This window comes from Acinetobacter sp. AB03, assembly GCF_058107045.1.
Map to the genome: position 1 here is coordinate 1,113,885 of NZ_JBUEBA010000002.1, position 22,841 is coordinate 1,136,725.

General features: G+C 41.6%; 18 protein-coding genes, 6 tRNA genes and 1 pseudogene. 16 read left to right on the plus strand and 9 right to left on the minus strand.

The genetic code is table 11. From position 1 onward, the window contains the following. Positions 1 to 969, plus strand: coding sequence for a 2-hydroxyacid dehydrogenase (locus ACY3FQ_RS05780; RefSeq protein WP_348959640.1), 969 nt, complete (start codon positions 1 to 3; stop codon positions 967 to 969). A gap of 84 nt (positions 970 to 1,053) precedes the next feature. Then, positions 1,054 to 2,493 (plus strand): M48 family metalloprotease, encoded by a 1,440-nt coding sequence (locus tag ACY3FQ_RS05785; RefSeq protein ID WP_279739566.1) that lies wholly within the window; start codon positions 1,054 to 1,056, stop codon positions 2,491 to 2,493. Between the two features lie 163 nt (positions 2,494 to 2,656). Here the strand turns inward: ACY3FQ_RS05785 and ACY3FQ_RS05790 are convergent, their stop codons facing one another. Both ACY3FQ_RS05790 and rpsU read right to left on the minus strand, forming a co-directional pair. Beyond that, complete coding sequence (locus ACY3FQ_RS05790) at positions 2,657 to 3,103, minus strand: GatB/YqeY domain-containing protein (protein ID WP_348959639.1); 447 nt, start codon at positions 3,101 to 3,103, stop codon at positions 2,657 to 2,659. 33 nt (positions 3,104 to 3,136) lie between these two features. Beyond that, positions 3,137 to 3,352, minus strand: a complete 216-nt coding sequence (gene rpsU, locus ACY3FQ_RS05795) for a 30S ribosomal protein S21 (protein WP_001136722.1) — start codon at positions 3,350 to 3,352, stop codon at positions 3,137 to 3,139. A 145-nt stretch (positions 3,353 to 3,497) separates the two neighbouring features. On the opposite strand from rpsU, the gene tsaD reads away from it, so the two are divergent. Continuing rightward, positions 3,498 to 4,514: a tRNA (adenosine(37)-N6)-threonylcarbamoyltransferase complex transferase subunit TsaD gene (tsaD, locus tag ACY3FQ_RS05800; protein ID WP_279739568.1), complete on the plus strand. Its 1,017-nt coding sequence runs from the start codon at positions 3,498 to 3,500 to the stop codon at positions 4,512 to 4,514. Between the two features lie 500 nt (positions 4,515 to 5,014). Continuing rightward, positions 5,015 to 5,684, plus strand: a pseudogene (locus ACY3FQ_RS05805) (isochorismatase family protein). A gap of 161 nt (positions 5,685 to 5,845) precedes the next feature. On the opposite strand, the gene ACY3FQ_RS05810 reads toward ACY3FQ_RS05805, so the two are convergent. Continuing rightward, entirely contained in the window at positions 5,846 to 6,718 is an 873-nt protein-coding gene (locus ACY3FQ_RS05810) for an ATP-binding protein (RefSeq protein ID WP_010327089.1), read from the minus strand. 204 nt (positions 6,719 to 6,922) lie between these two features. Here ACY3FQ_RS05810 and ACY3FQ_RS05815 point away from each other — a divergent pair, with 204 nt between their 5' ends. The 8 genes from ACY3FQ_RS05815 to ACY3FQ_RS05850 all read left to right on the plus strand — a co-directional run bounded on the left by ACY3FQ_RS05815 (position 6,923) and on the right by ACY3FQ_RS05850 (position 10,153). Continuing rightward, positions 6,923 to 8,434, plus strand: coding sequence for a DUF3336 domain-containing protein (locus ACY3FQ_RS05815; protein WP_004696290.1), 1,512 nt, complete (start codon positions 6,923 to 6,925; stop codon positions 8,432 to 8,434). Next, positions 8,409 to 9,233: a serine/threonine protein kinase gene (locus ACY3FQ_RS05820; protein ID WP_489773695.1), complete on the plus strand. Its 825-nt coding sequence runs from the start codon at positions 8,409 to 8,411 to the stop codon at positions 9,231 to 9,233. The genes ACY3FQ_RS05815 and ACY3FQ_RS05820 overlap by 26 nt, the downstream gene beginning before the upstream one ends. A 107-nt stretch (positions 9,234 to 9,340) precedes the next feature. Then, a tRNA-Leu gene (locus tag ACY3FQ_RS05825) sits at positions 9,341 to 9,425 on the plus strand. 35 nt (positions 9,426 to 9,460) lie between these two features. Beyond that, positions 9,461 to 9,534 (plus strand) — tRNA-Trp (locus tag ACY3FQ_RS05830). 33 nt (positions 9,535 to 9,567) lie between these two features. After that, positions 9,568 to 9,652: transfer RNA gene (locus ACY3FQ_RS05835), tRNA-Leu, on the plus strand. Positions 9,653 to 9,841: 189 nt separating this feature from the next. Beyond that, positions 9,842 to 9,926, plus strand: a tRNA-Leu gene (locus ACY3FQ_RS05840). A gap of 35 nt (positions 9,927 to 9,961) precedes the next feature. Next, positions 9,962 to 10,035: transfer RNA gene (locus ACY3FQ_RS05845), tRNA-Trp, on the plus strand. Between the two features lie 33 nt (positions 10,036 to 10,068). Then, positions 10,069 to 10,153, plus strand: a tRNA-Leu gene (locus tag ACY3FQ_RS05850). 129 nt (positions 10,154 to 10,282) lie between these two features. On the opposite strand, the gene ACY3FQ_RS05855 is transcribed toward ACY3FQ_RS05850, so the two are convergent. From ACY3FQ_RS05855 to ahpC, 3 genes are all read right to left on the minus strand, one after another. After that, positions 10,283 to 10,486, minus strand: a complete 204-nt coding sequence (locus ACY3FQ_RS05855) for a hypothetical protein (protein WP_004696295.1) — start codon at positions 10,484 to 10,486, stop codon at positions 10,283 to 10,285. Between the two features lie 490 nt (positions 10,487 to 10,976). Further along, positions 10,977 to 11,708 (minus strand): hydroxyacylglutathione hydrolase, encoded by a 732-nt coding sequence (gene gloB, locus ACY3FQ_RS05860; protein ID WP_489773696.1) that lies wholly within the window; start codon positions 11,706 to 11,708, stop codon positions 10,977 to 10,979. Between the two features lie 205 nt (positions 11,709 to 11,913). After that, complete coding sequence (ahpC, locus tag ACY3FQ_RS05865) at positions 11,914 to 12,477, minus strand: alkyl hydroperoxide reductase subunit C (protein WP_004982189.1); 564 nt, start codon at positions 12,475 to 12,477, stop codon at positions 11,914 to 11,916. A gap of 344 nt (positions 12,478 to 12,821) precedes the next feature. On the opposite strand from ahpC, the gene hrpA reads away from it, so the two are divergent. The 3 genes from hrpA to ACY3FQ_RS05880 are packed head-to-tail and all read left to right on the plus strand — an operon-like array spanning position 12,822 to position 18,683. Continuing rightward, on the plus strand, positions 12,822 to 16,760 hold the full coding sequence (hrpA, locus tag ACY3FQ_RS05870; protein ID WP_489773697.1) for an ATP-dependent RNA helicase HrpA: 3,939 nt from the start codon (positions 12,822 to 12,824) through the stop codon (positions 16,758 to 16,760). 30 nt (positions 16,761 to 16,790) lie between these two features. Beyond that, entirely contained in the window at positions 16,791 to 17,903 is a 1,113-nt protein-coding gene (locus ACY3FQ_RS05875) for a beta-ketoacyl-ACP synthase III (protein ID WP_126037143.1), read from the plus strand. A gap of 6 nt (positions 17,904 to 17,909) precedes the next feature. After that, positions 17,910 to 18,683: a 1-acyl-sn-glycerol-3-phosphate acyltransferase gene (locus ACY3FQ_RS05880; RefSeq protein ID WP_426978603.1), complete on the plus strand. Its 774-nt coding sequence runs from the start codon at positions 17,910 to 17,912 to the stop codon at positions 18,681 to 18,683. A gap of 23 nt (positions 18,684 to 18,706) precedes the next feature. Here the strand turns inward: ACY3FQ_RS05880 and ACY3FQ_RS05885 are convergent, their stop codons facing one another. From ACY3FQ_RS05885 to ACY3FQ_RS05895, 3 genes are all read right to left on the minus strand, one after another. Beyond that, positions 18,707 to 18,985, minus strand: coding sequence for a hypothetical protein (locus ACY3FQ_RS05885; protein ID WP_004696307.1), 279 nt, complete (start codon positions 18,983 to 18,985; stop codon positions 18,707 to 18,709). A 271-nt stretch (positions 18,986 to 19,256) separates the two neighbouring features. Continuing rightward, complete coding sequence (locus ACY3FQ_RS05890) at positions 19,257 to 20,252, minus strand: ABC transporter substrate-binding protein (RefSeq protein ID WP_236769285.1); 996 nt, start codon at positions 20,250 to 20,252, stop codon at positions 19,257 to 19,259. 3 nt (positions 20,253 to 20,255) lie between these two features. Then, the gene (locus ACY3FQ_RS05895) at positions 20,256 to 20,843 is read right to left on the minus strand and encodes an ANTAR domain-containing response regulator (RefSeq protein ID WP_004696311.1); all 588 of its coding nucleotides are present in this window, start codon (positions 20,841 to 20,843) and stop codon (positions 20,256 to 20,258) included. A gap of 612 nt (positions 20,844 to 21,455) precedes the next feature. Here ACY3FQ_RS05895 and ACY3FQ_RS05900 point away from each other — a divergent pair. Then, positions 21,456 to 22,805: an MFS transporter gene (locus tag ACY3FQ_RS05900; RefSeq protein ID WP_426978606.1), complete on the plus strand. Its 1,350-nt coding sequence runs from the start codon at positions 21,456 to 21,458 to the stop codon at positions 22,803 to 22,805. Positions 22,806 to 22,841: the final 36 nt, after the last annotated feature.

Genomic DNA, 22,841 nt, shown 5'->3' on the forward strand with positions numbered 1-22,841 from the left:
ATGAAGCAGAAAGTCGTTGTTTTTAGTCAAATAGATGCAGAAGTATTACAGCGCCTAGAGCAGCGTTATCATGTGGTGGTCATCAACCCGAAAGCAGGTGATGTAAATACGCAAATCCGAGAGCAAGTCGCGGATGCGGATGCCATGATTGGTGCAGGGCGTTTACTGAATCAAAACAACCTAGAAACTGCGAAACAGCTCAAAATTATATCTAGTGTTAGTGTTGGCTATGACAACTATGATTTGAACTACTTAAACCAAGCAAAAATTTGGCTCAGTCACACCCCTCATGTGCTAACTGAAACGACTGCCGATTTGGCCTTTACTTTGTTGATGAGTGCGGCACGTCAAGTGCCTTATTTGGATCAATGGACCAAAACTGGTCAGTGGTCGCGTACTGTCGGGCAGGCACAATTTGGTCAGGAAATTTTTGGTCAAACATTGGGTATTATTGGCTTAGGAAATATTGGTGCGGCAATTGCGCGACGTGGTTTTCATGGTTTCAATATGAATATTTTGTATCACGGGCGCCGAGAAAAATTAGAATTGGCACAGCCCTTAAATGCACGTTTTTGTGAATTAGATGAGCTATTAGAGCAATCGGACTTCGTTGTTGTGGCGGTTGATCTAAACGCGCATACGCAGCATTTGATTGATGCAGAAGCCTTTAAGAAAATGCAATCTCATGTTGTTTTTGTAAATATTTCGCGTGGTGCCGTGGTGGATGAGCAGGCACTTATTCAGGCCCTGGAGCAAAAGCAAATTTTTGCAGCTGGGCTGGATGTTTATGAGAAAGAACCCTTGCAAGATTCAGTGCTGTTTCAGCTGCATAATGTGGTGACGTTGCCGCATATTGGTTCTGCAACGTCTGTAACACGTAAAAAAATGGCTGAGTTGGCTTACCAAAACTTGGTGAAAGCATTGGAAGGTGGTCAACCTCAATATGTGGTGAATCCTGAATTTAGATAAAAATTTGATAACACTTCATTGCATTTTCATTCAATTATCAATGTTATAGTCATTCGATTCCTTTAAATAAAGTCGGGGTGAGGGTTGAAGCGTTTTCTGTGTGCGTGCAGTTTAAGTCTTATTTCGACTGTTGGTTTTGCAGAAGGTCAATTTCTTACGAATGCCCCACAGTTTAATGTGCCTGAGATTGGTTCAGGTGTAGGTTTTATTGATCAATATAATGAGCGCTATATTGGTGAAAAAGTTTATCGTGAAGTACAGCGTCAGCTACCTGTTACGCAAAATCCGTGGCTAGAAGATCAACTGATGAATGCTTTTTCAAGCATTTTGAGCCAAACCCAACTTGGTCAACCGATTGGTCTGGTGGTCATTAATGACCCGCAAATTAATGCCTTTGCGGTCCCGGGTGGTTTGTTTGCATTAAATGCTGGTTTGATTACCAATGCCAATAATATGGATGAAGTTGCCGGCGTAATGGCGCACGAAATTGCGCACGTCACACAGCGCCACTATAGTCGTTCACAAGAGGCGTTTAAGGGGCAGGGATTACTCGCGCTGGCTGGGATTTTGGTTGGTGCTTTGGTTGCGTCTCAAGCTGATGGTGATGTCGGTTCTGCGGTCATGGTTGGTACGCAAGCCGCACTCATGGACAAGCAGTTGTCTTATAGTCGTAACCAAGAGCGTGAAGCTGACCGTATAGGGATGCAGTATATGTATAGCGCTGGTTATAACCCGCAAAGTATGGCTGATTTTTTTGAAGTGATGCACCGTGCAACCAGTCGAGTGAGTTTTTTACCCGACTTTTGGTTCACACACCCACTCACGACTGAGCGAATGAGTGAGGCGAGACTTAGAGCCAATCAGTTGCCTAAAGTGAAATCTACTTGGCGTGATGAAGACTTTGAGATCTTGAAGCTGTATACCATGGTGATCTCGAATCAGGCGACAGAACAGCAACTACAGACGTTGGTGAGTCGTAACAGCTATGCAGCACAACTGGCTTTGGCTAGTTTTTGCCTTAAACAAGGTGACTATAAGCTTGCTCAACAAGTGTTAGATCAGGCCAAGTCGCATCAGAAATTACATAACCTACAAACCTTGATTCAAACTGATATTTTACTTGGACAAAATCGGGTGAATGAAGCTCTAACAGTGATCCAATCACCTGCGAGCATCATGCCTGAAAATCGGGCTTTAAATTATAAATTGGCTGAAGTTTACATTCGTCAGAATCGACCTGAGCTTGCGCAGCCTGTACTTAATCGGTTTTTGAAAAATAATCCGCGTGATGTGAATGCGTGGAGATTGATGCAGCAAGCCGCGAGTTTGGATAAAAAATCGCCAATGCATACCATTAATGTTTTGCGTTATCGGGCTGAAGTGCAGTTCTGGTCGGGTTTTGAAGAAGAAGCGATTAAATCTTTATTGCATGCTCAACGTTTAGCGAAAGATAATGAATCAATGTCAGCGACCATTAAAACGCGTTTAACCCAAATGCAAAAGGATCGACAATTTAGAGCTTAGAAAAGTGGTAGCGCAAATAGAGGGATAAACAGAGACAATTCGAGAATTGTTTTAAATCAGGGAATGAAGAGATAAAAGAAAAATAATAATTTTTATAGAAAGTAGAACTTTGAACTGCCTTTTTTAAGGTCAGTTCAACGTAATCGATTTAAAGATTTTTAAATTAAGCCAGTTTTGCTTTAATTTTTGCTGAAACTTGAGAAAGATCGGCGCGCCCGGCTATGAGCGGACGCAGAGAATTCATCACCTTACCCATTTCTTTCATGCTAGTAGCTTCTTGCGCTGCAATCGTTTGCGCAATCATGGAATCAAGTTCTTCCTCAGTCATAGCTTCTGGTAGAAATTGAGATAAAACCTCAAGTTCGGCTTGTTCCTTACTAGCTAAATCTTCTCGACCAGCGCCTTCAAAGGCTTTGATCGATTCTTTACGTTGTTTAATTTGTTTTTCAATGACCGCAAGAACTTGAGCGTCGTCAAGTTCTTTGCGCTCATCGACTTCGATTTGCTTAATTGCCGCCTGTAGACCACGAATTACCGTTAACTTATCCATTTCTTTAGCACGCATAGTGGCTTTCAAAACTTCAGTTATTTGGCTTTTTAAAGTAGTCATTATTTAGTCCAGGCAGTCAATCACAAATTAATCTTAGTAAAGGCGAGTAGTACGTACTGATTCACGCGCCAATTTCTTTTGGTAGCGTTTAACAGCAGCAGCTTTTTTGCGCTTACGTTCTTGAGTTGGTTTCTCGTAGAATTCGCGCTTACGAACGTCAGCTAAAACGCCTGCTTTTTCGCATGAACGTTTGAAACGACGGATAGCTACGTCTACTGGTTCGCCTTCTTTCAATTTAACTTGTGGCATGAAGAATCCTCATTAAGTTATGGATAAGATCTGGGCGACATTGCCCTGATCACAAGTGAAGGTCAGTATTTTACTCATTTACATCTCATACCACAAGTCTATAATGGTTCACGCAATAGATTTGATACAGGTTATAGGCAGTTTAATGATCGTTTTAGGCTTAGAAACATCTTGTGATGAAACAGGACTTGCCCTTTATGACAGCGAGTTGGGTTTGCGTGGGCAAGTGCTGTACAGCCAAATTAAACTGCATGCAGAGTATGGTGGTGTGGTGCCGGAGTTGGCATCGCGTGACCATGTGCGTAAGCTGATTCCATTGATGAATCAACTGCTTGAAGAAAGTAGTGTAAAAAAATCTGAAATTGATGCCGTGGCATATACGCGTGGCCCAGGTCTGATGGGTGCGCTGATGACAGGTGCGCTGTTTGGCCGAACTTTGGCCTTTGCGCTAAATAAACCTGCAATTGGTGTGCATCATATGGAAGGGCATATGTTGGCACCACTTTTATCGGAAACGCCGCCAGAATTTCCTTTTGTAGCACTTTTGGTCTCAGGTGGACATTCTCAACTGATGGCTGCCTATGGTATTGGGCAGTATGAATTGTTGGGGGAGTCGATTGATGATGCTGCAGGTGAGGCCTTTGATAAGGTTGCGAAAATGATGGGATTACCGTATCCAGGTGGCCCAAATATTTCAAAACTGGCTGAGCAAGGTGATCCGAATGCCTTTGCTTTCCCACGACCAATGCTGCATCAAGGTTTGGAGTTTTCATTTAGTGGTTTAAAAACAGCCGTATCTGTGCAAATGAAAAAATTAGGTGACGAAAACCGTGATGCGGATATTGCAGCGAGTTTCCAAGAAGCCATCGTGGATACCTTAGTTAAAAAATCTGTGAAAGCGTTGAAGCAAACAGGTTTGAAACGTTTAGTGATTGCAGGTGGTGTCAGTGCAAATAAACGTTTACGTGAACGTTTGGAAGCAGATTTAACCAAGATTCGTGCTCAGGTTTACTATGCCGAACCTGCACTTTGTACGGACAATGGTGCTATGATTGCTTTTGCTGGTTATCAGCGCTTAAAAGCAGGGCAGCAAGATAGTTTGGCTGTAACGACAACACCACGTTGGCCAATGACTGAGTTGACCAATCCCAGTGAAGTCTAAGACTTTCATTTGATAGGCTTAAAGCCCGACTAAATGTTGGGCTTTTTTACATTTAGATCTTTACCAAAGGGCTATTAAAAATGCTCTGCTTAGACTTTAAGAATATTTTTGGCTTACCTAAACGTAGCTTAGCACCAAGTTAAAAGTATTTACCCATAGGGTTATCCATAGAAATTGGGGATAAGTATGGAATGTGTAATTTTAGATGACTCATGAAATGTTGAAACTATAAAAATCTAATATGTTTAATTTAATAATTTTTGTAAGATTTTATGAGTGCTTATCAATAAGTGTAAAACCATGAATTGCAATTACAAGTCGTAACATGATTTAGCTTTTTGAGTGCAAAATTATTCATTAGTTTATATGAAAGGCAGATATAGATTTTCTTAAAAAATATCTTGGTCGTATAAATCTCAAAGCTATGACGGTCTGTCTTAGGAACTTTCATTACAACAATGGAAGTACATAATTAGAAGAAAATTTTAGAGGTGTTACCCATGGCGGCTACTAATGGAATGCTAGACCCTGATGATTCGATAATTCTACTGATTGACCATCAAAGTGGACTTTTTAATACCGTACGCGATGTACCTGTACCCGACTTACGCAATTATGTGATTGCAATTGCAAAAGCAGCAACTTTATTAAATATACCTGTAATTACCACGGCTTCTGTACCTGACGGCCCCAATGGCCCTTTAATTCCTGAAATTCACCACTTTGCTCCGCACGCAGTTTATGTACCACGGACTGGACAAATTAATACTTGGGACAATCCCTTATTTGTAGATGAAGTTAAAAAAACGGGTAGGAAGACACTAATTATTGCTGGAACGCTGACCAGTGTATGTATGACTTTCCCTGCTGTAAGCGCTCGTAAAGAAGGTTATAACGTTTATTGTGTTGTGGATGCATCAGGCAACTGGAGTTAAATTAGCTACAGATACATCAATTGCTCGTGTGACCCAAGCGGGCGCAATTCCAACCGATACTTTTGCAATCGTGGCGGAGTTAATGCGTACTTGGAACCGTCCAGAAGGCTCCCGTTTTGCTGAAATTCTTTCAGATCATGTCTACCCAGAATATAAATGCTTAATGGAGAGTTATGCAAAAGCACAAGCTGTGGTTAAAGATGGGCCAGAAACAAACTTAGATAAATATCAATAATCAGATCAAACCTATTTGAACTGATATTTATCCCTAATTTTCAAAGAAATAACCCAAATTCTAATGCGGAATTTGGGTTATTTCTTTGATCAGACTGAACTATTAAAGATAAAAATAATTGAAATAAAATAGATGCTTAAGCGCCGATCAGTATTTTTATACTAAAGCTGTTTTAATTGTTGTGAACCGACCCAGTGTTTAGAAAATTGATACGCGGCACGTCCAGAGCGTTGTCCACGCGCTTGACACCAACGAAGCGCTTCGGCTCGTACCATATCGTCCATGGCGATTTGAGCTTTTGCTAAGTAGTGCTGCACAATGTCCAAATATAAGTTTTGATCCATTGGATAAAAAGACAGCCATAATCCAAAACGATCGGAGAGTGAAATTTTTTCTTCAATCGCTTCTTGTGGATGTAGTTCAGTGTACTGCGGTACGTCGACCCGAGTCACTGGCGTGTTTTCATGCATAAACTCAGGCAGCAAATGACGACGGTTACTGGTGGCATAAATAATAAAATTACTTGAACCTGACTGCAAAGACCCATCTAGCACACTTTTTAAACTGCGATAGTTTTCATCTTCGGCGTTAAACGCCAAGTCATCACAATACACAATAAACTTTTCAGGACGTTCTGCAATCAGCTTTTGAATTTCAGGCAGTTCGGATAAATCATCACGTTCAATTTCAATCAGCCTTAAGCCTTGCTCTGCGTATTCCGTTAATAAAGCACGCACAATAGAGGACTTGCCTGTCCCGCGAGAGCCCGTCAGCAGAACGTCATTGGCAGGTAAACCATTAAGAAACTGTTCTGTATTTTGCAGTACTTTTTCTTTTTGACGCTCAATGCCTTTTAAATCATTTAATTCGATTCGTTTGAGCTGATGAATGGCTTTTAACTCGCCATTTTCCCATTTAAAGGCAATCGCTGAAAAATCAGGTGCTTGTTTAACTTCTGGTAGGCTTTGCTGTAGTTGTTGGAGTACAGTCGATAGTGCTTCTAAGATATTGTTCGGTAGGTCAATGGTCGCCATGATTAATCAGCTTATAATTACACTTGTCGTCGATCTTAACATCCGATCTAGTCGTATCAAACCCTTAAAGCGGTGCAGATTTGCCAATTTTAGGCTTGAAATGGCAATTGTAATGCTCACATAATTTGCACATAGTCAGTTAGACTGACGGTTGAACGTGTCAGTGAAATTTTAGGAAAACAAAAAAAGTGGGTGAGGATGAATATGTTGTTTAAAGATTTCACACGGGAAATCAACCCGCACCAAGCCTATCGAATCAAAAAACTGAAAAACCAATTGGCTCAGGCAGACAACTATACTGAGTGGAAAAGCATTGCGCTTAGAATTGATGAAGAGTCAGGGGCGCAAGAGTGGAAGTATGACAACTGTTCACCTTATTTCGATGCAGAAGTGATTACCCATCGTTTGGGGTTGTTGAAACGTTATCGCCAACAAAAGCGTACGACCGATTTAATGTACCTGCTACGTGAAGGTCTGAGTTATGACATTGCCAATATTGCTCACCCCATGCTGTTTACCGCAACCTATGTCGGCACCAAGAAAATTATTGAAGACTATATTGAAGAAGTTAGTCGAGGTTTAGCATTTGTAGCATCTACGGATTGCCAGTGTTTGGATAAACAGCAAAAAATTGAATTTTTTCAGCACTGCCAAAAGGCCTTTGGGCAACCGGCCATGATGTTTTCAGGCGGTGCAACATTAGGACTGTTTCATACAGGTGTGTGCAAGGCTTTGCTTGAGCAAGACCTCATGCCGAAAGTGCTGTCTGGTTCAAGTGCTGGCGCCATTATGACAGCGATGCTGGGGCGAGCAACGCCTGCAGAAATGCTGAGCATCTTAAATGGTGAAAACTTTTTCACCGATGCCTTTCAGTTTCGGGGTTTTCGTGAAGTCTTAAAGGGCAATGGCGGCTTAGCGGATGTAAAACATCTAAAAAACTTTTTAATTGCAAATTTGGGTGACGTTACCTTTGAAGAGGCCTTTAAGCAGTCAGGCTTGTATAACAATGTTGCGGTTGCGCCTTATGATGCCTCACAAAATCCACGCATTATGAATACCTTTACTTCACCTGACTTATTGGTGTGGAGTGCGGTGCTCGCGTCTTGTGCAGTGCCGATTCTATTTCCGCCAGTCAAGCTCACCAGTAAACGACATGATGGCTTATATACTCCCTATATGTCTTCCACGCGCTGGGTCGATGGTAGTGTGCGTAGTGATTTCCCGCAGGAAAAAATGGCGCGTTTATATAATTTAAACTACACCATTGCCAGTCAAGTGAACCCGCATGTGGTGCCGTTTATGCAGTCGGATGAAGCACGGTTTCGTAAAGATATGTTGAGCTGGCCTGAGCGGATTGTACGCCGACAAGGCAAAGTGATTAGTAAAGGGGTGATGGACTTTGCCCGTGAGCGTGTGGGGATGATTCCACCGATCCGCCGTTTACTGGATCATGGCTATGGCGTGGTCGATCAGCGTTATTATGGTGATGTGAACATTGTGGGGAAATATGGCCTGCGCCATTATAGCTATATGCTGCAAAATCCAAGGCCACACTTGTTTAAACTTTTACAACGTGAAGGTGAACGTGCAACTTGGCCAAAAATCTCAATGATTGAAACACATGCCCGTGTTGGGAAAACCATTCAACATTGTTTAGAGGTCTTAACTGCATTGGATACGGCAGAGATGAATGAATCCGAATTCTTGGCAGTTTGATCGACAAGAATTAAATGCTCTCGCGATGTCACTTCATACTCCGACTCAGCGTTTGGGTTGGGGGCGAAGGCTTTATCGCTTTGAAGTTGCAGGGCAGGGGTATTGGTTAAAGTATCAGTCGCTATCAGAGCATGCGGCGCTAATTAACGGCTTTGACGCTGAACTTAGTTTTTATCAACATGCACTTGCGATGCTGCAACTGCCGAAGTTCTTGCCTGAAGTGCAAATCCTTGAAAATTTTGAGTTTCACTCAGAGCAGGTGAAAGTCGCACTCATCTTAAAAAATGTTCCATCATTACTTATGGCGAATCCCCGTCAGTTAAGTCGAGATCATGTCATTCATATCATCTTTAAAATGCTGAATACAGTTCAAGAATTACATCAGATGGGGTGGATTCATGCTGACTTAAAACCTTCACATTTTTTGTTAGACAGTTCTACATGTAAGTTAATTGATTTTGAGCAGAGCCAAAGAATTGGTGAAATAAGCTGTCAAAAGGCTCTAACAGCGACACCGCGCTATATGGCACCTGAATTATTTCATGGTGAAGCAAAGACCGTACAAACCGACCTGTATGCACTCGGGATCATTCTACTTGAGTGGTTGACTGATCAACGTTTGCAGGCAGCAAGCTACCAAGACTGGGCGTATTTACACTGTCAGTCTTTGAAGATAGCACTTCCAGAATCTTTTCAGGGTTTTAGTCCACTATTACATGGACTTTTAGCTAAGCAAAAAAGCCAAAGATGGCAAAATATCATGGCTGCAAAACGATGCTTAATGACTGAAATTGAATGAGAAAAAGCCAAGCATAAAGTTTTTGTTTCTTATTTAATCAAATGAGTGTGTTTTTCTTAAAAATTGCTTGTCATGCGAAAATGATCTCTATAGTATACACAGCCATTGGGGACGTGGCGAAATTGGTAGACGCACTGGATTTAGGTTCCAGCGCCGCAAGGTGTGAGAGTTCGAGTCTCTCCGTCCCCACCATAAATCATTTGAGTTAGGATGATTTATAAGGCAATAGAGGATTGGTGTAATGGTAGCATGACGGTCTCCAAAACCGTTCGTCAAGGTTCGAGTCCTTGATCCTCTGCCAACTTAAAGTCTAACGCAAAGTTAGCACCCTGATGGGGACGTGGCGAAATTGGTAGACGCACTGGATTTAGGTTCCAGCGCCGCAAGGTGTGAGAGTTCGAGTCTCTCCGTCCCCACCATCAGTAATGAAGCAAGGTATTAAGCCTTGCTTTTTTATTGCCTAAAATTTAGTGAAGAACTGAATAGCTTTTTTATACAGATAGAGCATAAAAATAGATTCAACTGCCGATTTTATGACAGAAAAGCGGGTGATTGCTTATAAAAGCGCTTGTCATATAGTGTCTATCGCTATAATATACACAGCCATTGGGGACGTGGCGAAATTGGTAGACGCACTGGATTTAGGTTCCAGCGCCGCAAGGTGTGAGAGTTCGAGTCTCTCCGTCCCCACCATAAATCATTTGAGTTAGGATGATTTATAAGGCAATAGAGGATTGGTGTAATGGTAGCATGACGGTCTCCAAAACCGTTCGTCAAGGTTCGAGTCCTTGATCCTCTGCCAACTTAAAGTCTAACGCAAAGTTAGCACCCTGATGGGGACGTGGCGAAATTGGTAGACGCACTGGATTTAGGTTCCAGCGCCGCAAGGTGTGAGAGTTCGAGTCTCTCCGTCCCCACCATCAGTAATGAAGCAAGGTATTAAGCCTTGCTTTTTTATTGCCTAAAATTTAATAGATGATTCATATATAAAAAAAGCCCCTTTAAGGGGCTAAATTTTGATTCATCACGCGAAGTAAGTATGGAGCAATTTAGGCTTTCAAATGGTCTTCGAATTCTTCACCGAGCTGCATGGCCAAGTTATTGCCCGCTAGGTCGCAAGTCACCAGTCCATATTCTTTTTTAAAGCTAAAAGTAAAGCCACGGTTGTCTGCTAAGGTTTTAACTGAATAACCTAATTTCTCTAGCCAAATACGAAAGGCGATGAGGTTTTTTGCTTTCACTACTTTTTTCACGAGGATATTCCTTTTTCACTGATAAATTATTAATAGGGATATTTCACGCTTTTTTAAAGGGGATTTTTTTATATATTTTTGTTTTTGTCTCTTTTTAAAGCAATCTAAACTAAGGCGAAAACGTATAGAAAGCATAAATGAGAGTATTTCATTGTTTAAAATAATTTTATCATGATGAAAAATAATAATATTTTTAGATGAGTCTCCATACAATGGAATTATGTGCGTTCGTGATAGAGAAATATTTTGTCGTAAATAGAAATGTAATGATTTTTTTCAAAGGCTGGGTACTTTGAGTCAGTAATGCCATTCATTCTTGCTCGTGATCATTCGATTATGGCATCGTGTGGCTTGAAACTGCATTGGTTGAAATTTTGAGAGCTCAAAGGTTAAGGGTAGAAGCCCCAACTGATCGTTTTAACTCAATAGAAGCATACATACATAATAGGAGACTGCGTTCGTTAGCAGTCTCTAGAAGGGGGGAAGCCAATTAAAATTGATCCTTCAGATCACGTAGTCTTTTAAACTCTTCCACATTTTCTGTACGTAAAAAAGGATTGGTTTCAAGTTCGATTTCAATACTGCTAGGAAGGGTACATTGACCCAAATAGCGCATGGTTTCGACACGGTCTAAACGCTCTTGAATAGCGATATTGTCTGGTTCGACATGGTTGGCAAACTTCGCGTTAGAGAGCGTGTATTCGTGCGTACAATAGACTTTGGTTTCGGCAGGCAAAGCTGCTAAACGATTGAGCGAATGGTACATCTGCTCATGTGTACCTTCAAACACTCGCCCACAGCCCATAGCAAACAGAGTGTCACCGCAAAATAAAGTCTGGATAGATTCAATAAAGTACACAATATGGCCCAGTGTGTGGCCAGGAACTGCTAAAACATCGATATGTAAATCATGAAATGAGAAATAGTCATCATCCATCAATGCATGGGTGATGAATGGAATTTTAGATAATTCCTCACGTGGCCCATACACAGGAATATTCCGACTCGCAATCAGGTCAGCGACACCGCCAATATGGTCTTTATGCCAATGAGTAAGCCAAATTTGAGCAATGCTTAAGCCATGTTCAGTGCAATAATCTTCAACTAATCCAGCTTCAGTTGGATCAACCACCACGACTTGCTTTGATGAGCTGTGTTCCAGCAGCCAAATATAGTTTTGGAGTTGGTTTTTCACATCAATCATATGAACTTGATAAGTCATTTTTCTTCTTCAAAGAGCTGCATATATTCACTCTACTGTAGCGGGTACACGCACTGAATTCCAGTCATGAATCATTTACAGAGCATAGAGGATAGGTGTTTATTGTTCTGTATTTTTCTCTTTCTTGTCATATTGTACTGTTATCTTGACCATAAAAAAACCACGCTAAAAAGCGTGGTTTTTTATGTGTTCAATCTAATTTAGATTAGATTTTACCTACTAGGTCGATTGAAGGAGCAAGAGTTGCTTCGCCTTCTTTCCATTTAGCTGGGCAAACTTCACCTGGGTGAGCGTGAACGTATTGAGCTGCTTTAACTTTACGAAGTAATTCTTGAGCATCACGACCAATACCACCAGCGTTGATTTCAACGATTTGGATTTTACCTTCTGGATCGATTACGAAAGTACCACGGTCAGCAAGACCAGCAGCTTCGATTAGAACGTCGAAGTTTTTAGAAAGAGTCCAAGTTGGGTCGCCAATTAATGGGTATTGGATTTTACCAATAACTTCAGAAGTGTCGTGCCAAGCTTTGTGAGTGAAGTGAGTGTCAGTAGAAACACCGTAGATTTCCACGCCTAATTTTTGGAATTCAGCGTAGTTGTCAGCAAGGTCACCAAGTTCAGTTGGGCAAACGAAAGTGAAGTCAGCTGGGTAGAAGAATACTACAGACCATTTGCCTTTAAGATCTGCTTCAGTTACGTCAACAAATTGACCGTTGTGATATGCAGTAGCTGCGAATGGTTTCACTTCAGTATTAATCAAGCTCATCATTGTCTCCATGATTGGGGTTTGTATTTAATGTTGAATAGGGTATCGAAATTTTTGTTATTGCTGAAACAGTATTTTTACATTACAAGAATCGGAAAAACCGAATCTGACTCCAGACTATTTCAGCGAATGTGATCATTCTGTTCATTTAGCATGATAAATATGATGACCAAATGACAAAATCATCTATTCCGCAACTCGTCTACAGACATGATGTCCCTAGGCTTAAAATTCAAGGGGATATTTGAAAAAAAGTTAAAATTAAAAAATTATGCTGTACTTTCGCTTCGCTGTATTACCACGTAAACTAAGCGATTGATGTTTTTGATGTAGGTATTTTTTCTGTGCAGCGTCCTTTAAATATAGAGCAATTGGTGATGGTCAAAGACCGTCATCGTTTAAACCGACTCAAAAAAGGAAAAGATGCCAACGAAAAGCAATATCAAGCATTATTTGAACAGTCGCATTTAAAAGTTCTAGAGCGTATTGAACGCATTCCGAATATTAAACTGAATCAAGACCTGCCTGTTACGCAGTATGCAGATAAGTTAATTGATGCCATTCAAGAGCATCAAGTGATTATCGTTGCAGGGGAAACAGGTTCAGGTAAAACCACACAGCTACCGCAAATTGCGATGCTAGCAGGTCGTGGTTTAACGGGTCTGATTGGTCATACACAGCCACGTCGTTTGGCTGCGCGTAGTGTGTCCCAGCGTATTGCGGAAGAAGTTGGTGAGAAACTTGGTGAGTCGATTTCCTTTAAAGTTCGTTTTAATGAACAAGGGTCGCAGGATTCGATCATTCGTTTAATGACAGATGGTATTTTGCTGGCAGAGTTGGCCAATGACCGTTATCTCAATAAATACGACACCATTATTATCGATGAAGCGCATGAGCGTTCGCTTAATATCGACTTTATCATGGGGTATCTCAAACAACTTTTGCCTCGCCGTAAAGATTTAAAAGTCATCATCACTTCGGCAACTTTAGATGTAAACCGTTTTAGTCAGTACTTTAACAATGCACCTATTTTTGAAGTAGAAGGTCGTAGCTTTCCTGTTGAACTACGTTATCGCCCTGTATCTGAGATGAGCATTGTCGGTAGTGATGATGATGAGTTTGATGACTTTGAAGAAAACCTGCCTCGTGCTGTCGTGCAAGCTGTAGAGGAATGTTTTCGGGATGCACAAGAAAAAGGACATCCTGAATATGCCGATACTTTAATTTTTGCCAGTACCGAACAAGAGATTCGTGAGTTACAAGAAACTTTGCAAAAGCATGGGCCGCGACATACAGAAATTTTACCTTTATATGCACGCTTGGCCTTAGCTGAACAACAAAAAATTTTTAATCCATCAGGTGGTGGGCGACGCATTATTATCGCCACCAACGTTGCAGAAACAGCGTTGACTGTACCCAATATTCGTTATGTGATTGACAGTGGTTTTGCGCGTATCTCTCGCTATAACTATCGTTCACGCGTACAGCGTTTACCGATTGAAGCGGTTTCACAAGCAGCAGCAAATCAGCGTAAAGGTCGTTGTGGTCGTATTGCCCCAGGTGTATGTATTCGTTTGTATTCTGAGGAAGACTTTCAAAGTCGCCCAGAGTTTACTGAACCTGAAATTAAGCGAACGAACTTAGCTTCAGTGATTTTGCAGATGCAAAGTTTAGGGCTGGGGGCTTTAGAAGATTTTGATTTTATTGAGCCGCCAGATCATCGTTTAGTCAACGATGGTCGTAAGTTGTTGGTTGAACTTGGGGCAATGTCTGATAAAGGTAAAGCCCCTCTTTTGCAAAGAGGGGTTGGGGGAGATTCATCTGAAGACAATCCCCCTCAATCCCCCTTTTCCAAAGGGGGAAGTAAAGGAGATTTAACCAAAATTGGGCAACAAATGGCCAAAATGCCAATTGATCCACGTTTGGCCCGTATGATTTTGGGTGGGGCACATTTTGGAGTGTTGAATGAAGTCTTGGTGATTGTTGCCGCTTTGGCTGTACAAGACCCACGTGAACGCCCAGCGGATAAACAAATGCAGGCAGATCAAAAACATGCGTTGTTCCGTGAAGCCGATTCTGACTTTTTATTTTATATCAAACTTTGGGACGTACTGGTTGCCAACCGAGATATGAGTGAAAACAAACGTCGTACTTTTGCGCGTAATCACTTTTTAAGCTGGTTGCGTTTACGTGAATGGAAGAAAACTCATGAGCAATTGGTCGATTTGGCAAAAGGCTTAAAGCTGTCTTTTAATGAGAAAAAAGCCAGTTATGAAAATTTACACCGTGCGCTTTTAACAGGTCTACTGTCTTTTATTGCCAATAAAACCGATGAACGCAATGTGTTTATGGCGGTACGTCAGCAAAAGGCCCGCATTTTTCCAGCATCTACTTTACATAAGACCAATACGCCTTGGGTCATGGCTTTTGAGATGGTAGAGACTTCACAGGTCTACATTCGTACACTGGCAAAAATTGAACCTGAGTGGATTTTGCTTGCAGCAGGTGATTTGCTGAAGCACCACTATTTTGAGCCGCACTGGTCGAAAAAAGCAGGTGTGGTCAATGCTTATGACCAAATTTCACTATTTGGCTTAATTATTGAGCCGAAACGCCAGATCAACTATGAAAAAGTCGATCATGTTGCAGCACATGAAATTTTCCTTCGAGATGCACTGACGACAGGACATTTGGGCATTACGCCACCATTTTTAAAACACAACCTGCTTAAACTTGAAGAAGTAGAGCGGGTCGAGGATAAGCTACGCCGCCGTGATTTGGTGGTGGATGAAGAGACTATTTACCAGTTTTATGCGGCTAAAATTCCTGAAGAGGTGGCAAGCCGTCGTAGTTTTGAAGACTGGCGCGCAACGGTTGAGCCGCAAAACCCACGTTATTTATTTATCGATGATGATGCGCTGTGGATGAATGACCGTCCAACCACGCAGCAGTTTCCTGATTTTTTACGCAATGGCGAACTGCGCCTTGCTGCCAGTTACCGTTTTGATCCAAGCCATGACGAAGATGGTGCAACAGTAAAAATTCCGTTGCAAGCTTTGCCTCAGGTGGATGAAAACTTGTGGTCTTGGGGTATTCCCGGTTGGCGTCAGGATTTAATGGAGGCGTTACTCAAGGCGCTGCCTAAAGATAAACGACGTCATTTGGTGCCTATCCCTGATACGGCTGCAAAGCTAATGGCGAAAGTAGATGCGATGCATTTGCAGCAGCATATTTTTAGCTTTTTAGCCTTCCAGTTGCGTGGCGAACAAATCTCTGAAAAAGACTTTAGCTTTGAGCGGGTTGAACAGTATTTGTTGCCGTTGATTAAAGTCATTGACGACAAAGGCCGTGTGATTGAACAAGGTCGTGACTTGTCTGAGTTAAAAGCGCGCTGTCGAACAGAAACTCATAGTCCAGTCAAACAGCTCAAAGGTGAGTTCCAAACTTTTCCTGAAAATTTTGTGTTTGAAGCATCACAAAAAGTGACGGGTGTGGTGGTGAAGCAGTATCAAGCTTTAGTCCCGACCAAGGCCTTTGCGGCACTGGAACAAAAGGATGAGTCTGGTGTGGTGATTCAGACCTTTAATGATCAAGCTGAGGCAACTAAACAGCACCGTGAGGGTGTACTCCGTTTGGTGCATATACAACTGGGGGATTTGGTTCGTCAGTTGAAAAAGCAAATTTCCAAACCGTTGGCATTGGCGTATTCACCTTTGGGCGATAAGGTGCAGCTGGAACAAATGTTAGTTTATGCCACACTGCAAATGTCGATCAATGAACTGCCTGTCAACGCACAAGAGTTTGAAAACTTGGTTGCAAATGTCAAAAAAACTTTTCTGACCCATGGGCAAAAAGCACTGGCAGATGTGACAGAGATCTATATTCAATGGCAGGATATACGTCGAAAACTGTTGGTTTTAGATGATGCTGTGTTTGGGAAAAATATTGATGATGTTGAAGATCAGCTGGATTTGATGTGCTTATCAAACTTTGTCTATGTGAAATCTTCCGACATTTGGCTTGAATTTCCTCGATATTTGAAAGCATTGGTCTTGCGTTTGGAGCGCCTGCCCAATAACCTACAGAGGGATAATTCTGCCATTGATCAAGTTGACCCGTGGATGGAAAAATTATTTAAGTTTAAAAATGACACTCGCCTTAAAGAATTGTATTTCATGGTTGAGGAGTTTCGGATTTCTTTATTCTCTCAACCGATGAAGACAAAGATGCCCATTTCTCCGACTCGCTTGCAAAAAGTATGGGAAAAACTTGGAATCAGTTAAGATATAGGTAATTTAAAGAAGGAGTTTTACATGGGCATCCGCATTACAGGTACGGGTCTTTATCATCCCGAAGACATCATTACCAATGAAGAGTTAGTTGAAAGTTTAAATGCTTATGTGGAACAGTATAACCTAGACAATGCTGACAAAATTGCTTCGGGCGAGTTGGAAGCCCGTCGTGGGTCAAGCGCAGAGTTTATTGAAAAAGCGTCTGGTGTAAAACGTCGTTATGTGGTTGAGAAAACAGGGATCTTAGATCCGAAGCGTTTACGTCCATTGTTACATGAACGTTCAAATGATGAACTCTCGATTCAAGCCGAATGGGGCGTGATCGCTGCAAAACAAGCGATGGAAAATGCAGGCGTGACTGCAGAAGATATCGATGTGGTAATTTTATCATGCTCTAATTTACAGCGTGCTTATCCTGCTGTTGCAATTGAAATCCAAACAGCATTGGGTATTCAAGGCTATGCCTACGACATGAACGTGGCATGTTCGGCCGCAACCTTTGGTATTAAACAAGCGTATGATGCGATTAAAGCGGGCGGACGCCGTGTATTATTGGTGAATGTAGAAATCACCTCTGGTCATACCGACTACCGTTCACGTGATTGCCACTTTATCTTTGGTGATGTTGCAACGGCTTCAATCATTGAAGAAACCGACAGAAAAACTGGTTTTGAAATTGAAGACATTAACTTATTCACACAGTTTTCAAACAACATCCGCAATAACTTTGGTTTCCTAAACTTGAGTGAAGTCGATGCAGACATTGAAAATAATCGTTTCGCTCAAGACGGTCGTAAAGTGTTCAAAGAAGTTTGTCCACTGGTTGCCAAAATGATTACGGCGCAACTTGAGAAAAACAACATTGCACCGACTGATGTGAAGCGTTTCTGGTTACACCAAGCCAATGCCAGCATGAATGAGCTGATTCTGAAATTGGTTGTAGGCAAAGAAAATGCTCAGCCTGATTTAGTGCCGATCATTTTAGATGAATTTGCAAATACCTCTTCAGCAGGTGTCATTATTGCGTTGCACCGTACAGCAGACCAAGTCAATGACGGTGAATACGGTGTCTTGTGTTCATTTGGCGCAGGTTACTCTGTTGGTGCTGTGCTTGTGAAAAAACACGTCGTATAAGCCCGTATGTTGCAGGTTGAGCATGATGCAAAATGGATTAAACGCCTGAGTGCTTTATCTAAAGTTTATTTCACACCGACATTTATCGGTGCTGAACAGTTAGATGCATCACAACCTGCAATGTATGTAGGAAATCATTCCTTATATGGTGTGCTTGATTCACCTATGTTGATTGATTATCTCTACAATGAGCATCAAGTGGCTGTGGTCAGTATTGCTGATCATAGCCATTTTTATTTGCCACTGTGGCGCAGTGTGGTGAAAAAATTTGGTGCGATCGATGGCGTCCCAGCCTATGTGCGTGAAGCCATGCAACAGGGCTATTCCATTTTGGTTTTTCCTGGTGGTGGACGCGAAGTTCTAAAACGTGAGGGCGAACAGTACCAACTGATTTGGAAACAGCGCTACGGCTTTTTAAAGCTCGCTCAAGAATTTGGCTATGACATCGTGCCGTTTGCCGCGTTAGGCGGAGATGAAGTCTTTGATATTGGTTTTGATGCAAAAAAAGTGGTTCAGCACCAATATTTTCAAAAGTTGCTACAAGTGCCACAGTTGAGTCGCTTGCTGCGTAAAGGGGAGGTGATCCCATCTTTGCCGAAACATTTGATTCCGAAACGCTTGCCTTTTTATTTTAAGTTTATGCCCAGACAAAGTTTGATGCATATTGAAAACCTAGAACAGTTACAGCAGTTCCGCGACTTGATTGCAGCAGAAATTTATATTGGACTTGCAGACTTAAGAGTATTGCGTCAACAGCAACATGGTGACCGATTTGATTGAGCATTTACAGGCGTAAACTCGGCTTAGTCTTCCTGTAGATCTTTCAACAAATGTGCAATTTTTAAAGTATGGGTCTTATTCCCTTTGACTTCCATAACCTTATTTTCCACCCACCATAAATATTCAAAAATTTCAGTTTCACTGGCTTGTTCACAAATGAAGCGAAATAAACTGGGTAAGTATTCCTCATATTCATCTTGTAGTGCAGGATTACGATAGATTCGCAGTGGATCCCAGTCTTTAATCAGTATTTTGTTAATCGCATGTAATAAAGAAACATGTCGATTTTCCTCGGTAAACATAATACACCCCGCTGTCCTTGGGTTAGTTTGACGTTTAAAAAAGAAGTTGTGATGAAGATTATTTATCTATTGTTTTCATGTTTGAAAAGATCTTAGCGTGTTTTTCGCATCAGTAAATAGCACGCTCAGATAAATGGAAGCTAAAGAAAAATGTTTAATAAAGTGGGCAGTAAAGTTAGATCACAGATTTACTTCAAAATATTTTTCAGAATAAATGTTTTAAAATGGTGCGTAATTACGTATCAAGTAACATATAGTAATAATTTAAAAATCAAGAATTTGTTTGAAGGACGCAATTTTCACTAATGCTGTGAATTTCATCACTATCTAAATTTATATCATCCCATTTTTGCATTTGCTGTGTGAGCCAAACAAAATCCGAAACTTGCGGCTGGGCTTGTTCTGGAATAAAACCACGAATGATGTTCTGAATCAGGTGATATTTTTCGACGTGAACACTTGCTGAACACGCAAAGCGAATGATGTTGTAATCGACCAAGACTTGCCAAACAGGTTCAAGATCCGGCATCTGTTTAAGTTCAACTTGTGCTTTTTGGATGGCTTGGACGAGGGCTGAAAGTGTATTGGGATTGGAGATAGCCCATTCTTGAGTCACAGCCAGTACTTTGTCTGCGACGCGAGGAATAATGTCTGAGCCAGTCGCAATGATTTGGCTATAACCTTGAATTTCCGCTTGTGTGTTCCAAGGTTCCCCAACACAAAAACCATCGATCAATTGGTTTGAAATGGCTTCCACCATATAGGGCGGCGGTAAAGTGCGTAAATGTACGCGTTTGGCAAATTCAGGATTGGCCAACGCCAACCACTCACGTAAACAATAATGATGAATAGACTGCTTAAACACATGGGCAATCGGAAGATACTGTTCATACTGCATGGCGCTAAAAAATTTCTGTGCAGTGGTGGCTGCATCGTCAGTTTTTTTGATATCGAGCGCATAGCATAGTTTTTGGCTTAAGCTGATAAAAGCACTGTTGTAGCTTAATACGAGAGGGGTTTGTAGCGGAATACCGAGTTGATCTTGAGCGAGTGCAGCAGCAGGCAACATGGCAGATAAACAATGCGCGGCGTCTAGAAAACCAAAAGCCAAACGATCTCTTAAGCTTGCCCAAGACGCTTCTTTGACTAAGCTTACGTCTAAGCCTACTTCCTCAAAAAAACCACGTTCTTTAGCCCATAGTAAAGAGACACAGTCTAAAAGTGGGATATAGCCCAGATGAAGTTGTGACTTTTCGAGTTGAGCCATGACTTAGTCCTTGAGTTGAGATTGTAAAAGCTGTTGAGCATCCAACAGACGTCTTGCCATTTCACCGATGGTCATACGGTGGCTCATGGCATTTTTACGTAGCAATTGAAAGGCATCGTCTTCAGATAGCCCATGTAATTGCATCAGCAAGACTTTCGCACGCTCCACATCTTTACGATCGGCGAGTTTATTTTTGGTGTCTTGTAAGTCTGTGAGCAACTTTTTGTGTTTACGAAACTGCTCGATTGAGATTTCTAAAATATTTTCTAACTTTGAAGGATCGATCCCATCCACAATATAAGCTGTCACTCCAGCATCTATGGCACTTTTAATGGTGTCTTTATGGCTATTTTTAGTAAATAAAACAGTGGGTAGGTTAAATTGGCTGACACAGCTTTCAATGATGTCACGTTGCGGATGGTCCATATCTAACAAAATAACGTCAGCACTTAATTGTTCAAGACGACTAATATTGATGTGATCGATAATCAGGCAGGCAACTACATCGAAATCATGTTCGATGAGGGAACTTCGAATATATTGTGCGCGTTCTTGATTGTCATCAATCAATGCAATTTTCAGTTTAGGCATACTGTACAGTGCTCAGGAAAACCTGAAAATGAGATCTAAAAGTGTACAAGCAATTTAAATGCCAAACTTAACAAATGCCAGCTTTATCTCGGATTAGGCAGTCAATCTTTATGGTCGCGATTACAGACAAAGTATGCATGTTGCATATGTTGTGATCGGAGTTTTCATGAAAGAGTTTACGGATATGGATTCAGTAAATTGAAGTGTTGATGTTCACAGTCGATTTGTACATCTAAGGGAGAACTTCTAGATGTCGTGCTTAGAACAAAGCAATGTCGTTTATTTGAGAAAGCAGATGCTCATCGATAATGCAAAATGCACCAAGAGGTAGCAGTGTTTTAAAAAGTCGGAAAAATTAGCTGTTGTGCTTTAAAAATAAAAAGAGCTGACTATATCGAATTATAAGATTATTTTTTAAATAAATTTTTAAAAAACAATATGTTGTTATTTAATTATAAATATTGGCACACTCGTTGCATTATCCTTAATGAGTCAAAGACGACTCTAAATCAAATTTGTAAGACGGCCAACGACGTCCGTTCTGATCGCTTCTACATCCCAAGAGTTTGTGCTGTAGAAAAACTATACGCTCAGTTCAGTCTGGAGAAGGTTATGTCTTCAAATTTACATGCTAAAAAAGCAACAAAAATAAGTCTTTTCAGTTTTAACGGCGCAGCAATGAGAGCCTTCCACATGAGTTGGCTCGCCTTTTTTGTCTGCTTCTTTGCTTGGTTCGCTTGTGCTCCGCTGATGCCAGTGATCGCGGGTGAATTTCATTTAACCAAAGATCAAATTGCCAATATTAATATTGCGGCCGTAGCCATCACCATTTTAGTTCGTCTTATTGTGGGGCCGCTGTGTGATAAATACGGCCCGCGTAAAACCTATACCGCACTTCTAGTACTCGGCAGCATTCCAGTCTTTGGAGTCGCGTCTGCAAATAGCTATGAATCCTTCTTGTTCTTCCGTCTATTGATTGGTGCGATTGGGGCAAGCTTTGTCATCACTCAGTATCACACCAGCATTATGTTTGCGCCAAACGTAGTCGGGACTGCAAACGCAGCGACAGCAGGCTGGGGTAATGCAGGCGGTGGTGCAACACAAGTACTCATGCCATTGATGCTCGGTGCCTTGGTGATGTTTGGTGTAGAGCAAGCGATGGGCTGGAGAATTGCACTGATCGTTCCGGGTGTCTTGATGCTGATCGTGGGTTTGATGTATTGGAAATTTACTCAAGATTGTCCACAAGGCAACTTCAAAGAACTTCGTGCAGAGGGCGTCAGTGTTGGTTCAGATAAAAAAGGTGGTGTAGCGATTCTGATGCATGCTGCGAAAAACTACCGTGTTTGGATTCTATTTGGTGCCTATGCCGCGTGTTTCGGGATCGAAATCTTTATTCACAACATTGTCGCGATGTACTACGTCGACCATTTTAGCTTTGGTTTAAAAGAAGCAGGGATGGCGGCTGGTATTTTCGGTTTACTGGCACTGTTCGCTCGTGCTCTGGGCGGCATTGTGTCAGATAAAGTTGCAACCAAAAAAGGGCTTGATGGTCGTACCAAAGTGTTATTTGGCATGATTTTGCTGGAAGGTCTCTTCCTCGTCCTATTCTCTCAAATGAACACCCCTATCTTTGCGATTCTTGCAATGACAGTCTTTGCATTGTTCACACACATGGCATGTGGTGCAACTTATGCTTTGGTTCCTTTCATTGACCGCGATGCCTTGGGCGGTGTGGCAGGCATTATTGGCGCAGGGGGTAACGTGGGTGCACTGGCAGCAGGTTTCCTGCTCAAAGGTATGTTGGATATTCAAACCACACTGATGATTTTAGGTGGTTTAGTGGTCATCGCTGCAAGTTTTGTTCTCATGATTCGCTTCTCTGTTGAGCATAAAGAAAAGGAACAGCGCTTATTCGAACAAGCAGTTCATGATCGTAGCATTGCTGAAGCGCAAAACTAAATAAATAGATTAAACCCAAGCCTCAAGGCTCAGGCA